At 46.6% G+C, this 22,099-nt stretch carries 15 protein-coding genes; 2 read left to right on the top strand and 13 right to left on the bottom strand.

What is annotated here, in order from left to right:
* Positions 1-61: 61 nt before the first annotated feature.
* Complete coding sequence (locus LOZ80_RS35765; protein WP_238168940.1) at positions 62-1,798, top strand: sulfatase family protein; 1,737 nt, start codon at positions 62-64, stop codon at positions 1,796-1,798.
* Here LOZ80_RS35765 and LOZ80_RS35760 read toward each other — a convergent pair.
* The 13 genes from LOZ80_RS35760 to LOZ80_RS35700 form a co-directional block, all read right to left on the bottom strand.
* The gene (locus LOZ80_RS35760; protein ID WP_238168939.1) at positions 1,795-6,237 is read right to left on the bottom strand and encodes a glycoside hydrolase family 9 protein; all 4,443 of its coding nucleotides are present in this window, start codon (positions 6,235-6,237) and stop codon (positions 1,795-1,797) included. The two genes, LOZ80_RS35765 and LOZ80_RS35760, sit on opposite strands and share 4 nt — an antisense overlap.
* Before the next feature lie 33 nt (positions 6,238-6,270).
* Positions 6,271-8,508, bottom strand: coding sequence for an AraC family transcriptional regulator (locus LOZ80_RS35755; protein WP_238168938.1), 2,238 nt, complete (start codon positions 8,506-8,508; stop codon positions 6,271-6,273).
* 26 nt (positions 8,509-8,534) lie between these two features.
* Positions 8,535-10,061, bottom strand: a complete 1,527-nt coding sequence (locus LOZ80_RS35750) for an ABC transporter substrate-binding protein (protein WP_238168937.1) — start codon at positions 10,059-10,061, stop codon at positions 8,535-8,537.
* A 51-nt stretch (positions 10,062-10,112) separates the two neighbouring features.
* Positions 10,113-11,015: a carbohydrate ABC transporter permease gene (locus LOZ80_RS35745; protein WP_238168936.1), complete on the bottom strand. Its 903-nt coding sequence runs from the start codon at positions 11,013-11,015 to the stop codon at positions 10,113-10,115.
* A 12-nt stretch (positions 11,016-11,027) separates the two neighbouring features.
* Positions 11,028-11,948 carry an ABC transporter permease gene (locus LOZ80_RS35740; RefSeq protein WP_189019289.1) on the bottom strand — a complete coding sequence of 307 codons (921 nt, stop codon included), beginning with the start codon at positions 11,946-11,948 and terminating at the stop codon, positions 11,028-11,030.
* A 487-nt stretch (positions 11,949-12,435) separates the two neighbouring features.
* The gene (locus LOZ80_RS35735) at positions 12,436-13,626 is read right to left on the bottom strand and encodes an MFS transporter (RefSeq protein WP_238168935.1); all 1,191 of its coding nucleotides are present in this window, start codon (positions 13,624-13,626) and stop codon (positions 12,436-12,438) included.
* A gap of 126 nt (positions 13,627-13,752) precedes the next feature.
* On the bottom strand, positions 13,753-14,754 hold the full coding sequence (locus tag LOZ80_RS35730; RefSeq protein WP_238168934.1) for an AraC family transcriptional regulator: 1,002 nt from the start codon (positions 14,752-14,754) through the stop codon (positions 13,753-13,755).
* Positions 14,751-15,821 carry a helix-turn-helix transcriptional regulator gene (locus LOZ80_RS35725; RefSeq protein WP_238168933.1) on the bottom strand — a complete coding sequence of 357 codons (1,071 nt, stop codon included), beginning with the start codon at positions 15,819-15,821 and terminating at the stop codon, positions 14,751-14,753. Before LOZ80_RS35725 ends, LOZ80_RS35730 begins: the two co-directional genes overlap by 4 nt.
* Positions 15,822-15,880: 59 nt before the next feature.
* Positions 15,881-18,301 (bottom strand): heavy metal translocating P-type ATPase, encoded by a 2,421-nt coding sequence (locus tag LOZ80_RS35720; protein WP_238168932.1) that lies wholly within the window; start codon positions 18,299-18,301, stop codon positions 15,881-15,883.
* A gap of 94 nt (positions 18,302-18,395) precedes the next feature.
* On the bottom strand, positions 18,396-18,599 hold the full coding sequence (gene copZ, locus LOZ80_RS35715) for a copper chaperone CopZ (protein WP_238168931.1): 204 nt from the start codon (positions 18,597-18,599) through the stop codon (positions 18,396-18,398).
* Between the two features lie 17 nt (positions 18,600-18,616).
* Positions 18,617-18,949: a metal-sensitive transcriptional regulator gene (locus LOZ80_RS35710; protein WP_238168930.1), complete on the bottom strand. Its 333-nt coding sequence runs from the start codon at positions 18,947-18,949 to the stop codon at positions 18,617-18,619.
* A gap of 122 nt (positions 18,950-19,071) precedes the next feature.
* Positions 19,072-20,118: an adenosine deaminase gene (add, locus tag LOZ80_RS35705; protein WP_238168929.1), complete on the bottom strand. Its 1,047-nt coding sequence runs from the start codon at positions 20,116-20,118 to the stop codon at positions 19,072-19,074.
* A 252-nt stretch (positions 20,119-20,370) separates the two neighbouring features.
* Positions 20,371-21,063 carry a DNA alkylation repair protein gene (locus LOZ80_RS35700; RefSeq protein WP_238168928.1) on the bottom strand — a complete coding sequence of 231 codons (693 nt, stop codon included), beginning with the start codon at positions 21,061-21,063 and terminating at the stop codon, positions 20,371-20,373.
* 123 nt (positions 21,064-21,186) lie between these two features.
* Here LOZ80_RS35700 and LOZ80_RS35695 point away from each other — a divergent pair, with 123 nt between their 5' ends.
* Positions 21,187-21,984 carry a Cof-type HAD-IIB family hydrolase gene (locus LOZ80_RS35695; protein WP_238168927.1) on the top strand — a complete coding sequence of 266 codons (798 nt, stop codon included), beginning with the start codon at positions 21,187-21,189 and terminating at the stop codon, positions 21,982-21,984.
* Positions 21,985-22,099: the final 115 nt, after the last annotated feature.

Genomic DNA, 22,099 nt, shown 5'->3' with positions numbered 1-22,099 from the left:
GAAGGCATGCAGGAAAACTCCCCCTCATATATTCTAAAAACGAGCAACGGAGTGATCGAATATGAGCAAAAAGCCAATTCCTCAGAAACCTAACATTCTTGTCATACTCGTCGATGAGGAACGATATCCGCCTCCTTATGAAAGCCATGACACCCACGTATGGCGCAAAAACAACTTTGTTGCACACGAGCGTTTAAGATCCAATGGTCTTGAATTTCATCGACACTACATCGACAGCGCTGCTTGCTGTCCCAGCCGAGCCACCTTATTTACGGGGCAATATCCGTCCCTGCATGGTGTCAGCCAGACGAACGGCATCGCCAAGGATGCCTTCGACTCGGATATGTTTTGGTTAAACCAAAACACCGTGCCCACGATGGGCGATTATTTTCAGGAAGCAGGCTATCGTACCTTCTATAAAGGTAAATGGCATATTTCGCATGAGGACATCGTCACGCCAGGCACACACCAAAGCTTAACGAGTTATAACCCTGCAAACGGTGTCCCTGATGTTAGGAAATCCGACTTATACATTCAGGCTAATCCCCTTGGCAATTACGGATTCTCGGATTGGGTCGGACCTGAGCCACACGGGAAAAATCCTAGAAATTCCGCTTCTTCCGCTTCCAGCGGTGTAAGCGGCCGGGACGTCGTGTATGCGGAAGAAGTGGTTGAACTCATCGAGTCGCTTGATCATAGGAAACAGACCCAAGGAGATGAACAGCCTTGGCTGATCGTTTCATCCTTCTTGAACCCCCATGATATTGTGTTATATGGCGCTTTGACAGCCCATAATCCACTGTTCAATTTCGCCGTAGAACCTATGCCGCAGGTAAGTCCCCCGCCTACCCAGTCTGAGGACCTGAGTACCAAACCGCGATGCCAAGCAAGCTATCGAGATACCTACCCGCGAGCGCTGCAGCCCATTTGGAATCACCCTCACTATCGTCAGTTATACTACCAGCTGCAGAAAAATGCCGATGAGCAGGCGAACAAGGTCTTGGACAGCCTGATGCATTCTTCCTTTTATGAGCAAACGATTGTCATCTTCACCTCGGATCATGGCGATTTGCTTGGTTCTCATGGGGATCTGCATCAAAAATGGTACTGCGCTTACGAAGAAATGCTGCATGTGCCGCTTATCATTCATAACCCCCACTTGTTCACACAACATGAGAATATCGATAAACTAACGAGCCATGTTGATCTGCTGCCGACACTGTTGGGACTCGCTCATGCCGATGCGGGAGAGATCCAAAATCGCTTGAAACAGCGGTTCAGTGAAGTACGCCCTTTGATCGGACGGGATCTTTCTGCCTCTATTCTGGGTTTCCCTGAAGAGCTTGATCCTATGGATGAGCCGATCTACTTTATGACGGATGACGATGTGACGCGTGGCCAACATCAGGTTAATCCTTTAGGAGTTCCTTATCCGTCTGTTATCCAGCCCAATCACATCGAAACCATTCTTGTCTATTTAACCAGACATCAGAATAAAGAGTTGTGGAAATACACGCGCTATTTTGACAACCCTCAATTCTGGAGCCAGCCAGGGAAGCGTGATGTGACACTTGAAACGGTTAAAGGAACAGACTCGGCTCACTGCAGCATGACAGTGAAAACCGAGCCTGTTCCCGAGGAATATGAGCTTTACAATGTAACGAACGATCCACTTGAAGTGAGAAACCTTGCCTATCCAGCTTTCGCAACGGAAGAATCGCGTTCCATCCAACCGTACATGGCAATGCTTCTGAACGAACAGCGGAAACGCAAGCGTTTGGTGCCTACTGGGGTCTAATTAACAATCACATAATCAAGATTGACACTTCCGCTATCACCTGAATCAAATTGATAAGCGATCGTGTTGGTGCCAGCATGAAGCAGCAATACTTCCGTCTTATTCCCCCATGTCTCCCAATTGCCTATATTCGGGAGACTGGTCTGCTTTATTTTAATCCCATTCACATAAATGCTAAGCGTTCTTGCCGTTGGGTTGCTATTGGCAAATCGCAAGGTAACCTCATGATTGCCGGATTCATTCGCGTTGACAGTGAATGTAGTTCCCGCTCCTACGGCACCGTAACCAGCAACAAATCCACTTCCGGAATATCCGGTATGATTGCTCTTCCCAACAGCTCCTCCAGAAAGAACTGCGTTCTCTGCTTCATATTTCGTATTCGTTCCCGGTTGTACTGTTGGCCCTGTCTGCAAAGCCGTACTTACGACATTCGTTGTTGTATCGGTTGTACGGAAGTAGTAGGAATGCGTTCCCGCTGGCAGCTTGGTAGTGAACGTATAGGTTTTGCCATCCGTATAAGTTGTATCGTTTACGTTCAACTCCTGCATATCTTTAATTACACCGTCGATAATCAACTGCATCCGGAATGGCTTCTGATTCTCTGCATCGGTATAAGTAGCTTGATAGGTAAACAAGGTCGCCTCATTGCCTGCCGCTGCATTCAAGCCAGCTCCCGTAATCGTAGGCGCTGTGCCGCTGACTTGATTGGAGGCATAGATTTCATCGATCAGCAATTCGCCGTAAACGCCGGTTGTCTGCTTGAGGAACAGCTCCAGATGAACCGCTTTTTTATCTAATTTCGTATTTTGATCCAAATCATAAGAGATCGTTGTCCAGGTGTTCGGAACGGTTATCCAACCGGGACTGAGACCGGTTATATTGACTTGACTGTTCGGGTAGCCAGGGTTTTTCATCACGAAGTTGATATATTTATAGCCGGATAAGTCCACTGTATCTTTCCACGGTTCAAACTTGGCTTGCGATGCAGCTGATGCTGGCGTATGTGCAAATCGACCAACCGTTCGCCCATCTGCTGTGATTTCCTTAAATTCGGCTGTGCCTCCATTCTGATTGTACCAGTTGACCCATCCCTGTTTGGATTTCCCCCAAGTTCCCTTGTCGTCAAAGTCATCATACAGGAGCGGATGCGCAGGATCTGGCAGTGGAGCAGCAACCGTGAAATGAGCAGCGCTATAAGTGAAGTTTCCGAGCGCATCGGTGCCTCTTACATAAATTCGCTTATTGGTATAGGGGGCATCGCCATCTGCGTGATAAATATCCGAGTAAATCCCATTTGTGACGGTCATAGGTGCATAGACACTGCCAGCTACATTGGATTCCACCGCACTCAAAGCCGCATTAGGCTGGGCAAAAATAGTCACATCCCCCGTCACGAAATCTCCGGTTTGCGGGGAAGTAATCGGCAGCTTGATCGGCTCCGTCCCCCCAATTGAAGATCCGTGCGTATCCGAAAGGGCCATAATCGAATAAAATAGTCCGGCTACAATGCTAATGCTGAATTCATTATACCGCCATTGGCTCATATCGTCTGCGTATAGACCTCTGTCCATATACCATGGGCTTACACTTGCTGGATCCTTCGTATCCTTCATGTTAGGCCCGGATGCCATCGCTCCCGGGATCACGACCCCTTTATTGTTCAGATCGTAGGAATCCTCATCCAGATGCGTATGCAGGAAGTCCACGTAATCGGTACCAATGCCCGAAACCCAGCTCATGTTCCACGGATTATTGCCGAATATCCAATACAGTCCCTTCAAAGCAGCGCGCATGACGGCCGGATCAGGGAAAAGCTCATTGTACCTGATCGCATCGCCAATATACGATGCCAATGGTTCATTGACGCCGAAATTGCTAAATTCGTTCAGCACCCCATAGGGTGTATCGTCCATCGAAGATACGAAATATGCCATTTGTTTCTTAAGCAGACTCTGGATTTGCACCTGTGCTGCCGCATCGGCAACTGGATAAAACTCCGCCAATGTCATTGGGCGCAAATCCCAGTAGTTCGTCGATTTGATATCGTTCTCGGTAAGTGGTGCAATTCGCGATTGCGCGCTATTTTTGTAGGCATCATCATTCGTCAGCAGGTATAGTTCTACTTCCGCCCATAGCAAGGTATTCGGAATCCCGCCAATCGTTTCATAAGATCCCTGTGATCCATACTGATTGGCTACGGCATAATTGTAGAAAGTAACAGCAGCATTGGCACATGCCGTGGCAAATGACTGCATTTCCGCTATTTTGGCTGCAGCAATTTTACCGCCTGCCAAAGCTATGTTGATGGCACGCGCCGTTGCAGCCAGAGAGCCGGCTGCTTTCCCAGAACCCCCTACCTGGACAATGGGTACAAAATAAGGATCATCTTGCGTACCGACGATATTATCCGTCACTTTCTCAGGATGCACAAAACCTGCCGTATGTTTGATACTATACATAGCTCCGCCGAATTGATTAGCAAATTTGATTAAGTTTTCGCTGCCATACTTGGCCTCGTCAATCAAATCAGGAATGTCATTGGCATCATTATCATAGTTAACCAAGGCTGAATTCGCATGTCTGGCATAGGACAACGCGATTTCGCCTTGTACCCATTGGTTTCCACCGTACTTGCCATAGTCGCCAGCATCAAACCAGCCTCCCGACAGGTCATAATGGACACCTGTATCATAATTGTAGGCATCATCCAGAAATGAATCCGGGTGGAATAATTTAGTGGATGGCGCTATATCACTGTAGCCAGCCGGATAAGCTATGGTTGTATCGTTCGTGCGCTGCAGCCTGTAGAAGGCCGTCATTTCATCCTTATAAGAGTTCCACATGTTTGCCTGAATAGGAAAAGCGTAAGAAGAAACGCCATTCGTTCTGATCGTAAAATTCGTCCCCGTCTGAGCCAACGATGAGAAATCAATGGCATATACCCGTTTCCCCCACGTCTTCCCCTCATCCTTCATGTTTCCGGAAGCAACTACGTTGGCACCGTCCAAGACCTGATAGGTGGTATCACTCAAGGAATCCGTAGCAGTAACCGTGGCATATTTGTAATCCCCTGAGCTGTATCCCCCTTGAGAAACATTGATACTGTCGATCAAGCTCCCGACATAGAGCGTTGCACGCACCCGATCAACAGAGATGCGGGTTCCTGTCGAGCTTGCTTGCTTTTGCCCAGTGACCCTCACTTTTACGGTATGAATCCCTTTAGACAGTTGTGGACTTGTGTAAAGCAATACATTGTCTTGTCTAGAGGAAGCATATGTGTCAACATTCAGCTCCGTTCCCCCGTCAATGGAGATTGCGGCAATGCCGCCAGCAGGGTCCTTTGCACCATAAACGTTCACCAAGGTTCCGATAAAAGGAAACGAGGCCGTATCGTTCGCATTTGAGGAATAATGGTTATCCAACTGATAGCTTCCCGCTGGAGCAGTATCGTATATCCAACCGTTTCCTGCATATTGAAATTGATTGTAAACGCTTCCAATTACATTATCATTTACATCGACGGTTTGCGTTACACTGCCGACTGCTATACTTTGACTTGTCGTTTTAACCTGATCTGATGTCCCTTCACCTGTACGGAAATAATACGTATGATTGCCCGCTGCCAGTTTCGTCGAGAATGAATAGGCTTTACCATCCGTATAGGTAAGATCCCCTCGATCTACTTCGTCCATCTCATAAATGTCCTTATCATCTACAATGACTTGTATCGCTAACGGCTTCTCATTATCCACTTCGGTATAAGTTGCCTTAAAGGTAAACCGCGTATTCTCATCTCCGGAGCTTGTGTTCACACTGATCCCCGTAATCGTTGGTGCTGCGCCACTTTGAACGGAAGTAGCTCTGATATTGTCGAGTAACATTTCTCCATATTGTCCACTCGTTTGGCTCAGCCATATCGCAATATGAACACTTTTTTTGTTAAGTTTCGGGAATTTATTCATGTCAAAACTAAACGTGGTCCAATCCGTCGGAACCGCTATGAACCCACTGGATAAATCATAGGTTTTTCCTGTATCATCGGAAATTTCGAATCGTATTCGGCTGTTGGCATATCCGGAATTTTTCATTTCCAGAGTTACATAGCGATAGCCGACAAAATTACCTTTGTCATGCTGAGGTTCAAACTTGGCCCATGACGAGCTCGAAGCTGGCGTCTGCGTGAATTTCCCGACAGTCCGACTGTCAATTGTCGTCTTCGCAAAGGTGCCCGTACCTCCACTCTGGTTATACCAATTGGCCCAAACCGACTTGAAGGTGCCTCCTCCTGCAAAATCATCATAGTTCAATGGATTCGACGGTCCGGGAAGTGCGGGTACCGCAGCAAAAGCGGACATCGGCGACATGCAAACCAGCAGAAGAGCTAAATACAAACTAAGGATACGTTTATGTAAGTTCACGAATTTAATCATTTTTGACATTATTAATCCCTCCTTATTTGTTTCACCTCTACATCAACTTTCATTTCCGTTCGTCTGGGACGTATCCCTCATTTTTTGTCTATACTCGTTTGGCGTAATCCCTTGTATTTTTTTGAACACTCTGCCAAAATAGCTCATACTGGCAAAGCCCGTATCCTTGGATATTTCCGTAATCGTCTTATTCGAAGAGGCTAGCATTTCCGTTGATTTCTCGATTCTGACTTCTATAATGTAGTCGTTAATGGTCTTAGATGTATATTTCTTGATCAATCTGCCCAAATAAACGGAAGACATATTCAGAATATCCGCGATACTATCAATGCTTAAATCATCTTTCATATACTGCAATTCAATGATACCGCGTATTCTCCGCATCAATTCATCATATCGGGTGTTTTTTCGCTCGCCCAGCTTCTCTTCAATACGTTGAAACAACTCCAGAAATTGGTTCTGAATATCCGAGAGCCGCTCTAATTCAGATAACGCTGCAAACACTTCACCGAAATTGATAGAGAATCCGTATCCAGACGCCTTCTCGAGCGTATCTACGACCATATTAACGGCAAAAAATAAGCGGAATACGGTCAGTTGAAGATCTTTGTACGCATACCCTTCCGTCGACGCCAGAATCACAGAGCAAAGATTCTTCACATCTTCCATCCGTCCTGACATCAAAGCATCCGTCAACTGCTCCTCCTGTTGAATCGGGTAGCGGAACGTTCGACAGTTTCTTTCAGCCGTGAGCTCCGCGTGAATTAGCGAGCCCCACCCGTAAAAGACCCGGAACTGAGAAGCCTCAAGAGCATCCGTATAACATTGACGGCAATCCCAAATGTCTACACCGAGTCGACTGACAGCGGCCGTAACCGACATTTTAAGATGCTTATTGATCGCCTGTTGAATGTCCGAAATCAGTTTATCGAGATCTACACCTCTACTTTCATTCATCATGAAGACCACGTGATCATCTCCGAGATCCACCGCTTCGCAAGACATATAACCGGATAGAATCTCCGAAGCAATATTCATAACTCCAAATCGGAACAAACCCCTGTCCTTGAAGCTATACTGCATAGAAAATTCTTTGAAGTGATCGATTTTCAAAAGGAGTATCACAATGGGACTATGGGTATCCAAACTAATCTCGAAATGTTCCAATTGCTTTATCAGAATAGGCTTAGAAACTTGACCATCCGATAACATCCATTGTCTTAAGAAATCCTGCTTCAATTTGTAGGAGTTTTCTCTTAAAGCTTGATCTTGTATCCCAACTCTCTTCAGCATAGCGGTCATCGGGCGGTTCAATCTCTTGGAAGATAAATAAGACAACGCAAAGCCCACGACGATCAGCAACAGGCAAATTCCCAGCGTTCTCGTTCTCATCGTATTGACATCCTTAACGACTACCTCATAAGGCGTATAGCGGACGAATTTCCAATCAAGGGAATCCGATGAGGCGAACGTGATTAAAGACTTAACGCCATCCACTTTTCCGATGAAATGTCCCGACTTTTCTTTGGAATGTAAGATATCCTGCACAAATTCTTGATCCGATAAGGCACTTAGCATACTGTTCTTATAGATGCTGCTGAACATAACTCCTTGCGAATCCATCATGATGATGCTTCCATTGCGGTTCTTATCCATGCCTTCAATGACCTTCTTCATCCAGGAATCAGAGACATTCAAGACGATAGCGCTTCCTTCTTCCAAGCCCGTTGCTTCATAATAAATAAAGGTATACACATTGTATTCGATTCCGACGAAGTTGGATTGCCTTTTGATGGTACGTGTAATCGGTTTCAAATTCATATCTGGTTTAAAATCCTTGATAATATCCACAATCTCTTGATCATCCACATTGGATTTTTTTTGCAAGCCGTAATTGCTGATATAATAAACATCCAGCTTGCCATTGTACAGATAGACGGAATGGAGGAACGGCATTGAAGCAATCAGATTGAGCCTATCCGTGATGTTTTTCATATCGACGGGATCGGTCGCTGCTGGATAGAAAATTTTGGACATATCCTTATCGAGCAGAATTTGGGCTATGGCCATTTTGGCATTCTCCAGCACAGAATCCGCCGCCGAACTGATCTGCGACAACGATTCCTCGGAAAACGTATAGATTTTTCTCTGTTCGATCTTCACAAACTGGAGATACAAAATAAAGGATACAGCGAGCACAACGACCGCCATTAAAGTCGATAAATAAACGAACAGGCTGGAGAAGTAACGACTTTCCAGCATGCGAGACGGAACTTTCATTACTTCTCCTCCTGTCCACAACCATTTTATTTTTTAGCTGATGCTTTCCAGCTGTCATATTGCTTATTCATTTCCTGAAGCACCTTATCAATGCCTGCCGCTTTCAGCTTTTCCTTGAATTTGGGCACGTAAGCTTCCGGATCAACCGAACCGGTTTCCAAGATCGGCCTAAATTCGCTTTCCACGTTTTTGATGGCTGCGACTTCTGACGTTAAAGTCGAGCTGTCAAAGTTAAAGCCCAAATCCGGAACAATTTCTGATTCGTCATTGAATTTCTTGAATTGCGCCCAGATATCGTCCGGTTCGCCAGGCATCAAATAGGTCTGGAATTGGTTACCATACGCCCAAGTCGTATTGGGCTTGTATCCTGATTTTTTCCCATTATCCGTATCTGGTGCATAGTCGATCCGTTTATCACCTTTTTTGACATAATGCTTGCCTTCGATTCCCCGCCCTACCAAATTGATCAGTTTCTCATTGGCATACATCATATTATAAAACATCAATACGCGGTCAGGATTTTTGGAATTCGTAGGAATAGCCATCATAGAGCCGACCAAATCGTTGGTTGTAGTAATCGGCTTGCCAAAGTTCTGGTACACCATCGGTATTCCGATTGCATTCCCCACTTGAACATCAACATACGGCTTCAATTGAGAGAGTATAAAGCCAGCTTTGGCTTTGTCATCATTGGTAACCTTCTTAACAGCCGCGTCTGCCGGAATGTATCCCGCCTTGTAATATTTATTCATCGTTTTCAACGTACTCATGTAGGCCGGCTCATCCAACTCCAGTGTATAGCCGCTTCCGTCCTTTTTCAACATAAGCGATTGAATCGGCGATACATTCCAGAAGTCCCGATTATTAAAATTAGGAGCTCGGGTTGTCATGGTAGCTAGAAATGGCGTAATTCCCGGTTCATTCTCTTTGATGATTTTTAGAGCTGGTTCCATATCTTCTATGCTCTTCATTTGAGAAATATTGATTTTATACTTTTCCATCAAATTTTTACTTGCTATAAGGCCGAGCCATGAGCCCTTCTCCTTATACGCAGCCAACGTGTAATTTCGTCCCTTAATCGCGCTGGCTTGCAAGAAACCTTCCGACAACAGCTTTTTCGCATCAGGCGCTAATTTATCGAGCTTATCCGTCAGATCGACGAATGCCCCTTTCCCTACCATCGTATTGTAGTTCATATTCCCATTGGAGGTAAACATGAGATCTACCTTCTCGCCGGTTGCCAGGGACGCAGTCATCTTGTTGTCATAATCCCCGAAAGGAATAACATGCATCTTGACCGTAGCATTGATTGCTGGTTGCGTAATCTTATTAATTTCGGCTTCTACCAGTTCATTATCCGGTTGAGGTGCTGTGCCAATGATATACCAGTCGATTTGATACGGCGCTAACTCCGCTTGAGTCCCTTTGGCACTCGGACTTGGCGTAGTGGTGACACTTGCCTGATTGCTGTTGCTGCTGCAGCCTGCTAATACGATGGACAGTGACAACATCCCCACTGTCAACGCTTGCATCTGCCTTTTCCCCTTTGCCATCTTGATAACCTCCCAATTTGTGAGTATCTATGCTAACCAATATGATTGGATTTAGCCTTTAATTGCACCTACTGTCAAGCCCTGGACAAAATACTTTTGAAAAAACGGATAAGCGAGCACAATCGGGCCTATTCCAACCACGGCAAGCGCCATTCGAACCGTAAGCGAAGGTGGCGAAATCTGCATAACGGTCCCATAATTCTGTCCACTCACGGAGGATAGGAAGTCCGCTGTACTCTGCGCTTTATATAACAAATATTGAATATTCAATATCTTGTCATCTTGAACTAACATAAGGGGCAGCCACCAATCGTTCCAATATACAATGGAACTGAATAGACCGATCGTCGCTAAGCCTGGCAAGGACAGCCGTAACACAATAGAAAAGAAGATTCGATATTCACCGGCTCCATCGATTTTGGCTGATTCAATAATCCCGTCAGGAATCGATGTCATGAAATAAGTTCTCATGATCATTACATACCATCCATTAAATAGATACGGAACGATCAATGCCCACACATTATTCTTGAGTTGAAAGAGTTGCGTCGTCACCATATACCAGGAGACCATGCCACCTGAGAATAACAGTGTAAAGACCACCAGAAAGGTAAATAGCTTGCGATAGGCAAAATCCTTTCTAGACAATGGATACGCAAATGATGAGATAACGAACAGGCTCAATATCGTCCCTACGACGGTTACGAAGATTGTTACGCCATAAGCTTGAATGATGGTTTTACCTTCCTGCAAAAGGTACTTGTAAGCCTCCAATGAAAATTGCTGAGGCCAGAACCTGTATCCGTCAATAACTACGGATTGTTCGTCGGTTATGGAAACCACTACCACCAGGAGCAGCGGAACTACGCAAGTCAAAGCCATTAGGATAAACAACGCGTGAATAATCAAGTTGGCCGTAGCCGATATGGAATTGATTTTTATAGCAGATTTCATCGATCTCCCCCCTTAGAAAATGGCTTTGTCTTTATCTATTTTTCGAACCACGTAGTTCGATAAAAGAACGAATATAAATCCTACGAACGCTTGGAACGTACTTGCGGCTGAAGACATTCCGATATCCCCGCTATTCATCAATGCCCGGAAAACGTAAGTGTCGATTACATTGGTGACGTCAAACAGGGCACCGGAATTCATGGGAACCTGATAGAATAAACCAAAATCCGCAAAAAACATTCGTCCGATTCCTAACAGCACGAGTAACGTTATGACTGTGGAGATGGATGGAATCGTAATATGGCGAATTTGTTGCCATTTGGACGCGCCATCAAGTGCAGCAGCTTCGTAGTATTCATGAGCGATCCCCGTAATCGAGGCCAAATAGACGATACAATTATAACCGGCATATTTCCATATATTAGTGAAGACAAGGATATAAGGCCAATACTTGGTGTCGCTGTACCACTGCACGGCATCTATGCCAAGCGGCTGCAGAATCAATTGGTTGATGATCCCTTTATCGACGCTAAGAAATCCGTAGAACAGGTAGCTGACCGCAATCCATGATAGAAAATAGGGCAGCAAGATCGTCGTCTGATACACTTTGGCTAGCCGTCTATTTCTGATCTCATTTAAAGCGATTGCAAGAAATAGGGCAATTAGAGAACCCAATGCAATAAATATCAAATTGTAGACGACGGTATTGCGTGTTATAAGGAATGCATCCGGCGCTTTCAAAAAAAACTCAAAGTTTTTGAAGCCGACCCACGGGCTATTTTGGAAGTTCGTGAAGAAGCTTCCCCCCGAATAACGGAAATTTTTGAACGCGATCAGTATGCCGCCAATGGGCAAGTAATGAAACGCAATCAATAGAAGCAAACCAGGTAATGTCATAAGCAGTAAAGCGCTATTTTTTGTGAAAGTTCTCATTCAAAATCCTCCCTCGCTCTCTCCAACCTAGATTATCACCTGTTTTCAAGGACCGTAAATCGCAAATCGCGTAACATTTCCGCATTTTAGCGAACAAATGTCATTAAATCCGAATATGTTCTTTCTGGATAATGCTGAAATACGAGAAAACCAGCTTCGCCGCCCTGAGAGATCAGCCTCTTCGTAGCGACAAAACCTGTTAAGGGAACTAGAGGACGCTATTTTGGCAAATAGCAGGGATGCTAGGGCATTAGCGGAACTACAGGGTCTTATTTCCACGAAAAACGCTGAATTTGCCTTGAAACAGCAAAATAGCGGACTGGAGTTCCCTCACCCCCGCGATATGGATACTTTTGGCTAGAATAGCGGACTGTAGTTCCCTCAACTTCGCAATAATGACACTTTTTGCTGGAATCATAACCCAAAAACATATTATTGTGGTAACAAAAGAGGCCCCGCAAAATGCAGGGCCCCTTCATTGTATTGCTTAACAGTCCATTTCCTGAAAAGCCTTAACTGGCGCAGATATCCTTTTCCTCAGAACAAAAAAGCTGGACATGCCAATCAAAAGCACACAAAAGGAGTAAGGAAATGCCGAATTGGCGGTATATAAAGCCGTGCCTGCGATAGGTCCTAAGCATGATCCTCCACCCTGCAAAGCGGCAATGTAAGCAGCAACACTTCTTTGTTCATGATTTTGAACGGCTGCAGAGGCTCCGGCACTATATCCGAGCAAAGTAAATCCGATTCCGATTCCGAGTACAGCAAAATCTAAGTAAGCGAAACGGATAACCGTTAAAAGCCCCGCCAATCCCAAAGCGACAAAAGTGAGTCCAATGATGATGATCCGCTTATATGGCCACATGAGATATTTGCTTATGACAATTTGCGATAGCACGACCATGACACCGGAAATAGCAAGCCCAAGCCCAATTAACTGAGTAGCTTGCTTGGCACTGTACCCCAATCTATCTTGCACATAGAATCCAATCGTTACCTGAACGATATTTAAGGCAAACGATAGCACCAGCCCGATCCACAAGTAGAGGCGAATCCGTCCATCATTAGGTGACAGTGCATTGGCCTGACGCTCTATGGCCTTTTCCTGTTCTTTTGGAATCGCAGCTAGAAATAGGATCGCAAGCAGAAAAAGCAGGAGAGCAGCCGCGTACATCGGAGCTGTAAGACCCAGTGCCACCATGCCGCCACTCATCGCAGGTCCTAACACGAAACCTAATCCATTGGCAGCACCGAACAAGGCCATGCCTCGGGTCCGTGTTTCCTCTGTTGTCCAGCCCATGATATAGGCTTGGGCTAGTGCTGGAATGCCGCCAAAGAAGAAACCAGCGATCGCCCGCAGCAAGAAGAAACTCCAAAACAAGCTGGTTGAGCTGCTAGCTTGTGTCGAGTAGTCAGCTAACCGCGCAAAGATAATCAGCGTCGCCACATAGATAATTATAATGGAAGCTAACCGGATTTTGCGGCTCATGAACGTTTGCTTTTCCCAGAAATATCCGCCAAGGAGCCAGCATAAGCCTGCAATCGATACTAAGCTTCCGGATTGAACATCACTCAGTCCCAGATTACGTGAAAGTGGACCAATGATAGGATTGAAAGCAGCTATGGATATCATCCCGCCCAAGACAATTAGAAACATAATAACCAATCTACTTTTCAAGTCATACCCTCTCCTTTCCTATCCATGGTACTACGCATCCAAGATGACCTTCTACCAGCAGCCGGACTATTGGACTGGTTATAAGGATATCCGAGCAACAAAAAAACTGCTCTCAAGGAGAGCAGTCTACAGGAATTCAATGCGATTGTTTGAATCGCGCCTAGCGGCAGAATGACGAATAAATTCTCCCGGGTTCACGCCATATTTATCACGGAATACCTCAGAGAAGTAGCTGCAATTGGAGTAACCTACTTCGCAGGAAGTTTCAGTCACATTCAACATTCCCTGCTGCAGCAACTGGTAGGCCTTCTCTAGCCGCTTATCCCGCAAGTACCCGAAAACCGTAGTACCATACAGTTCTTTAAATCCTTTTTTGAGCTTGCAGTCATTCAAACCAATCATCCGGGACAATTCAATCAGTGTGGGGGGATCTGTCATTCGTTCCAGTATGATGTCTCTTGCTTCCCGAATTTTGTGCCAATCACGTTTAGGCAGTTTAGCTTGAGATGAATCTCCGTCAATCAGGAAGGACTGAAAAGTACTGGAAATGAGTTCCAATACGCGGCATTCCATTTCGATATTCTTGGTGCCACTAGATTGGGTGCTTTGCAAAACTCGCTGAAGGATAACAGAGACTGCTGGGTCAATCGCCTCCTGAAACATTTGGAATGAGCGTTGGCCCATAATTTGAAAGAAGTCGAAGGATCTCGTGCCCCCAACCTCCGCCATGTAATGATGAAACGTTGAAACAGGAATACCTATACCCAGCATCAGATAAGGATGATTCCCGGTAAATTGAAATTCAACATCCACTTCATTCATAAACTGGAGCGAGCAGCTTCCCGGAACATATTCGTAGTGGGCTCCATCGACATGAATCTCTCGCTTCCCTTGCAAGCAATAATTAAGCTCAACCATCGCTGTTTGTGTGCCAAAAAGCAGCTTCCGATTGCGATGGAAGGTAAAATCCGAAATCACAACCTCAATATCCGGTCTGGGTACAAAGCGGCGAATTCCCCCCTCACCCATATGGGAATGAAGCTGCATCTGTTCGGAACGATTCTGATGTTGGCGAGACATCTCAAGCCCATCGAAAAAAAGATTAAAGTTTTGATGGAAATCTGTCATCTTGATTCCGCGCCTCCCTCATGGAACGGGAGTTTGAGCGAGTTTCCCGGAAATCCAGCCTTCTTGGGCCATTGTCCCGGATTAATCCCATATGTCTCGCGAAATACGGCGGCAAAATGTCCAGGATTGGAATAACCGACCGCTATAGCTGCTTCATAGACGTTGGTCCGCTCCGTTTCTAGCAGAAACACGGCCCGTTCCATTCTTTTGTTGCGCAAATAACCAAATACTGTCGTACCAAACAGCTCCTTGAATCCCGCTTTCAGCTTAAAATCACTGATCCCGGTCAGACGGGATAGTTCCAGAAGCGAGGGCGGCTGTTCCATCCGGCATGCCAGTATATTCGCCGCCTCGCGTATCTTATCCAGATCGGTTCTTCGCAATCCCCTGCCTCTGCCCGGAGTCGAACTGTCGACGTCAAACAGTAACCGCTGCATATAAATGGCTAGCAGTTCCAGCGCTTTCCCTTCCAGGTACATTTTACGCAAAGGCGGTGCCACCGGGCATGTCAACATTTGACGCACAAGCTGCTCCTCGGCTGGCGGAATCGCCTGCTGGAAGACCCGAACAGCTTGAGAACCGAGCAGCTTGTTCATATCCAAATTCACGTCGCCGCCAAAAGCATCTACCAGCTCTCGGAAGACAGACTCTGCTATTCTAATCTCACAGGCTAACATAGGTTCCTTGGCGTCATAACACATCTCCGCCTCCAAATTCCGTATGAAAGCAAGCTGACACTGGTTGTTCTGTATATGCAAATGGTGTCCTGACAGATTGACTTCACTTGCTCCGTTCAACCAGAAACTGAGTTCAATCATCGGAACATCGGATTGGAAACGGAGCGTCTGCGACTGGTAAAAACGGCAGTCTGCAACAATCAGCTCGATACCTGGCCGCAGCTTCGTTCGAATAACGGTACCTGCGCCGTAGTCATCTAACATATCGATCCTGTCCATGGAGGAATCGCTGACGTTCAATACATCTACCATTCCCAAATATTGATGATAGAAATCACGAAAATCGTCATGCTCCAAATTTGCTCCCTGTTCGATATACGACCACCCCATCTCTTCCCTGATAGGATTATCTTACGTCAATTGAGAATGATTTTCAATAAGCAAAAAGATTATAGTTTCACCCTTTGCAGTCGCAACGCATTCAACACAACGGATACCGAACTAAGTGCCATAGCCGCCCCTGCTACCCAAGGCGCCAACAGGCCCAGAGCTGCAATTGGGATTCCAAGCGCATTGTACCCGAGCGCCCAGAACAAGTTTTGTTTAATATTGGTCATCGTTTTACGGCTCATGACAATCGCGTCCGCGATACTTGTCAGTTCCCCGCGCATGAGCGTCACATCTGCCGCTTCCATCGCAATATCCGTTCCCGTGCCTATCGCCAAGCCCACGTCAGCCGTCGCTAAAGCCGGGGCATCATTGATGCCGTCGCCCACCATAGCCACGGTTACGCCTTGGCTTTGAAGCTTTCTCACTTCTTCCGCCTTACCTTCGGGAAGAACTTCTGCAAGCACATGATCAATGCCGACTTGTTGAGCTATCGCTTGTGCCGTGCGCTCATTATCGCCAGTCATCATGATGACCTTGATCCCCATTTGCTTCAACTGTGAGATGGCCGCTTTGGATGTGTCCTTGATCGTATCTGCTACGGCAACCAAACCGGCATAGCGTTGATCCACTGCGACAAGCATCGCTGTTTTGCCCTCAGACTCCAGTCTTTCCATCACGGTTGACGCTTTGCCATAATCAATGGCTTCACGCTGCAGCAGCTTGCGAGTTCCTATCAGAACCTCGCGGCCTGCGACAACCGCTCGAATCCCGTAACCGGGAATCGCCTCGAACTGCTCGGCAGCGGTCAGTTCGATCCCTTTGGCCATGATCCCTGCTACAATCGCTTCCGCTAGCGGATGCTCTGATTGTTTTTCCGCTGAGCCGATTAGACGAAGAGCTACCTTTTCATCCATAGCCTCGATGCGAACGTCGGTTAGTTCCGGTTTACCTTTGGTCACTGTGCCTGTTTTGTCCAGCACAATCGTTTGCACTTTCTGCATGGCTTCCAAATGCTCGCCACCCTTGAAAAGAATGCCAAGCTCCGCGGCGCGGCCCGATCCTGCCATGATGGAGGTCGGAGTAGCCAGACCGAGCGCGCATGGGCAAGCGATCACTAGAACGGCAATAGCCTTCTCTAATGCTGTTGCAAATTCACCGGGCGCCGCCCAAATAAACCAAATCAAAAAAGTCACAACAGCCAACCCCACCACAATAGGGACAAAAATACCCGATATCACATCAGCGATCCGCTGAATCGGTGCTTTGGAACCTTGTGCTTCTTCGACAACTCGAATGATGTGAGCGAGCGCTGTGTCTTTGCCGACACGTGTCGCTTTCATCTTCAAGCTGCCGTTTTTGTTCACGGTCGAACCGATCAACGTATCTCCCGCTTTTTTCTCAACCGGTAAGCTTTCTCCTGTGAGCATCGACTCATCCACCGCAGAAAATCCCTCTGCGACTTGACCGTCAACAGGAATTTTCTCACCAGGTTTCACAAGCACTAGGTCGCCAATCAACACCTCTTCCACCGGTATCGAAATTTCTTCGCCATCACGGATAACCAAAGCTGTTTTGGCTTGAAGCCCCATCAATTTCTGGATGGCTTCCGACGTACGGCCTTTGGCCAAAACTTCAAATAATTTTCCTAAAATGATCAAAGTAATCAAGATCGCGCTAGTTTCGTAGTACATATCTGGCGCATGGCGATGAACATCCGTTGAACCCGCCCATTGCAGTGTCAACACCAAACTATAAAAGTATGCCGCTGACGTCCCGAGAGAGACAAGCACATCCATATTCGCGCTTTTGTTGCGAAGTGCTTTGTATGCGGAAACGTAAAATTGTCGGCCTATGATGAACTGAACTGGCGTAGCTAGCACTAGCTGCACCCAAGGATTCATCAGAAACTCAGGCAGATAAATCCAGGATGTAAATGAAAAGTGGCTGACCATTGCCCATAACAGCGGAAACGAGAGCACCGCGGACACAGCAAGCTGCATTTTCTTATGGCGAATCTCCTGCTGCTTGTGATCACCGACAGCTTCCTCTTTGGGGATGGCTTTGTAGCCCAATTGCGCTACTTTATTAACCATCTCTCTGGTTGAAACCTCAGCGGCGCTATACTCAACATGCGCTGTTTCTAGCGCAAGATTAACCACAGCTTTGCTAATGCCTGGCAGTTTGTTCAACCCTTTTTCGATCCGCGTAGCACAAGCTGCGCAAGTCATGCCGACGATCGTGAAATCCGCGGTGTCCTTAACCGTGGCATACCCCAAAGCTTGAATCTTGCCTTCAAGGTCAGCCACATTTACTTGTGATGGATCAAAGGTGACAGAAGCCTTTTCCAGCGCAAAGTTAACATTAGCTTCTGCAACGCCTTCCATTTTCTTTAATCCTTTTTCGATTCTATTCGCACACGCCGCGCAGGTCATTCCTGAGATCTGCAGACTTGTTTGTTGCTGTTCACTTTGTTTATCCATATCGGCCCTCCCACATCAATACCCCCGTGGGGTATATTTCTTTCCAAAAAAATAGGTACTGCAAAGAAAAAGCCGCTAGAAGCGGCTCAACCTCTTACTTCGCGACGTCATAGCCTTGCTCTTCTATCGCTTCCTTAATCGTGTCCACAGAAACTTTCGATTCATCGAATTCCACAGTTACAGAGCCAGCGCTCAAATCCACTTTACCCACAGCACCTAATTTCTTGACCGCACCTTCGACGGAATTCACACAATGACCACAGGACATACCTTCTACTTTCAATGTAACGCTTTGCATATTGGATCTCTCCCTTATTATTTCATTAATTTATTCACGGTAATCATGAGTTCCTTAATAACCTCATTATCACCTTCTTGAATTCGTTCGATCACGCAACTGTTAAGATGATGCTCAAGAAGCAGTTTGCCAACGCCGTTCAATGCTGATTGAATCGCAGCGATCTGATTTAACACATCGTCGCAATACGTATCCTTCTCAATCAAACCTTTCACACCGCGGATTTGCCCTTCGATGCGATTAAGCCGTGTAACCAAATTGCTCTTGGTCTTATCGGAATGATGACTTTTGCGGTCACTGCCGGAGTGGCAGCTGGCCTCATGGCCTTCTGGCTTATCCTGATGTTCCATTTCCATAACCTCCTCACAACTCAAATATAGCATACCCCCCTACCCTATATCAAGCCCTTTATTAAAAAAAGCTGTCTCCAGGTAGTATGTACCCAGAAATCAGCTCTACACTTCATCATTCATCACATGCTTACACCCAAACATCTAATCTCGTCTTCCATCTCACGCCGCAGCGATAATTTATCGTCCGCATCCAGAAAAGCCGCGTCAACGCCATTCATAATGAGCTTCACAAGCTCCGGTGTCGTAAAGCCAAACCGGTCCGCTAACACGCGGTATTCGTTCGTAATATCTGTTCCTGAAACACTCGGATTATCTGTATTAATCGTGACGAGCAGCCCTTCGTCCAAATATTCGCGTATCGGATAAGCCTCCCAACCCGGAACGGCTTTCGTTTGGATGTTGCTGATCGGGCACATTTCCAAGGGAATGCGTCGTTCTTTGACCATGTCCAGAATCGTCCTGTTCTCCTTCAATCTCACACCATGCCCAATGCGGGTTGCCCCCAGATTCGTGACCGCTTCATACACATTAACCGCTCCAGCAGCTTCCCCTGCATGAATCGTGACAGGGATGCCCAGCCTTGTGGATTCCGCAAACACTTCCCGGAAAAACTCCGGTGGATACGTTGCCTCATCTCCAGCCAAATCGACGGCAACCACGCCTTTCCCGACAAATTTAGCTGCCGCCTCGATGACTTCTAGATTGCTTTGACTGGAATGATTTCTCATGCAAATAACAATGACGCCGCCCTTTACACCAAAATCCCGCAGCCCTCGCTTCATCCCCTCCACAACATGATGTATCGTTTCCTCCACCGTCAAACCGTTATTCCGATGAAGTTGCGGGGCAAAACGAACCTCCACATACTTGCAGTTATGCGCCGCCGATTGCTCGGCGACCTCATAGGCAATCCGCTCCAGCGCTTCGCCAGATTGCATGAATTTCGTCGTGAAATGGAATTTGCTCAAATATTCAATGAGACTGCCGCATTCATTACCTACACGCATATGGGGAATTAAGCCTTCTTTATGGTAAACGGGAAGATCGATGCCTTGTTGCATAGCGAGCTCCAGGATCGTTTCCGGCTTCACACTCCCATCCAAGTGCAAGTGAAGATCAACTTTGGGCAGTCGCGATAACAGATCAAGCGTCCGATTATGTGCCATCTTCTATCATTCCCTTCTTTTCATTTGGATAAATACGAGACCAACTGGTGCAACTCATTTCAAAGAATTTCACTAACTTTAAACCAACGTCACTTATATGTCAATATATATGTCATGTATTTTATTTTATTATAGTATGTGTGAGAATACATAACGTTTCGGGCGAAATAAAATAAAAAAAGGCTTTGCCGCCCTGAGAGATCAACCTCTTCAGAGCGACAAAACACTACAGGGTCTCATTCGGGGTGCCGACTACATCTCCTGCGCTGCCTTCCGCTGCATGACCTTCAAAGCTTCCTTCACACTTAGTGGTGAAAGCTCGGTTTCCGCAACGAATGAACGAACAGCCGCGGCATCCGTTTTGGAATACTCGCGAAGCGCCCAGCCGATCGCTTTGCGGATGAAGAATTCTTGGGAATCCGCCATTTGCCGGATTACGCGATACAAGAGCTCCACATCGGTGCGCTGCTTATATTTCAATTGAAACAAAATTGCTGTTCGCTGCAGCCACATATTCCCCGAAGCCAGCCATTTGTCCACATAGGCCGGGATCAACTCCGGGTATTTCTGCAAATGATAGCCAATCAGATGATCCGCGATCGTATCCACGGAATCCCACCACGATTGGGTGACGACCATTCGCTCCAGCACTTCAATATGCCTTTCACCCATTTCCTTACGCAGTTGAGTCAGCAGCAACAGCGCTGTGTATGCGAATTCCCGCTCCGGCAGCGCCCATAGTTCTTCTGCAACGCACACACCTTCCTCCCCTTTGGGGAAGCCGTTTTCTTTCCAGAACTGCTTCGTCAAAGCTACACGCTGTGGGTTGCGAATGCCCAGAAAAAGAAACTGATTCCGCATATAAGCCGCCATAGCCTCAGCATCTGCCGCGTTGCCATGGGGTCGCAGCCATCCTTCCAGCTTGTCTGTATAAGATGATGCCATCGTATGTAAGCCTCCTTAAGCCTAATTCTTGCTACGCTTTATTCTAGCAATTCCGTCATGATTCGGGTATGCTTATAGCAGAATTTTTCACATAGACTACTTACCCGGATCGGAGAGAAACAGATGACTTACAAGTTAGTTGCTGCTGATTTAGATGATACTTTGCTTCGCGATGATTTGACCATTGCCCAAGAAACGATCGATGCCATGCATCAAGCGGTTGCCAAGGGTGTCACGGTGACCATTGCTACGGGAAGAAGCTTCCCGTCTGCGGCCCGAATTGCCAACCAAATCGGCCTCAACGTCCCGATCATTACGTACCAAGGCGCCCTAATCAAAAATCTATTAGATGAAGAAGTGCTCTACGAGCGCACGGTTCCCGTGGAAAGCGCCCGCTTCTTGCTCGACTTTTGCGAAAAGAGAAACCTTCATCTCCAGCTTTACCATGGCGACCAGCTTTATGCAGGTGAAGATAATGATAAAATCAAAAACTATGTTCGTCTTTCCAAAACGCCGTACATTATCGGGGATCTCCGCCAATGGATCGATATTCCGCAGCCAAAACTGCTGATCGTCGATACGCCTGAGGTTTGCGATCAAATTCGCGAAGAGTTACTTCCTCTGCTCGGGGACCAGATGCATATCACGAAATCCAAGCCGCACTATTTGGAATTCATGCACAAAGAAGGGACCAAAGGGCATGCGATTACCTTCCTCGCCGCGCATATCGGCTGCTCCTTGGAAGAAGTCATCGCCCTCGGAGATGCCTGGAATGATCGCGAAATGCTGGAAGTCGCAGGACTTGGCGTCGCGATGGACAACGCTTTGCCAGAACTTAAAGCGCTGGCGAATTACGTCACCAAAAGCAATAATGATAACGGTGTGGGACATGTCATCGAGAAGTTTATTTTGAACGTTTAATTCGAATTTCAACCGATTCCAGCTGCATGATTGACTTGTGCCGGCCAGAGTCGGTTTTTTCTTGGTATTTGCTCGTTTAATGGACATATCCTGTCTCTGCCGTTGATATATTACA

The sequence above is a fragment of the Paenibacillus sp. HWE-109 genome, from assembly GCF_022163125.1.
In the GTDB taxonomy this organism is placed as follows: Bacteria; Bacillota; Bacilli; order Paenibacillales; family NBRC-103111; genus Paenibacillus_E.
The sequence above is the reverse complement of the archived record's forward strand: the minus strand, read 5'-3'. Positions and strand labels throughout refer to the sequence as shown.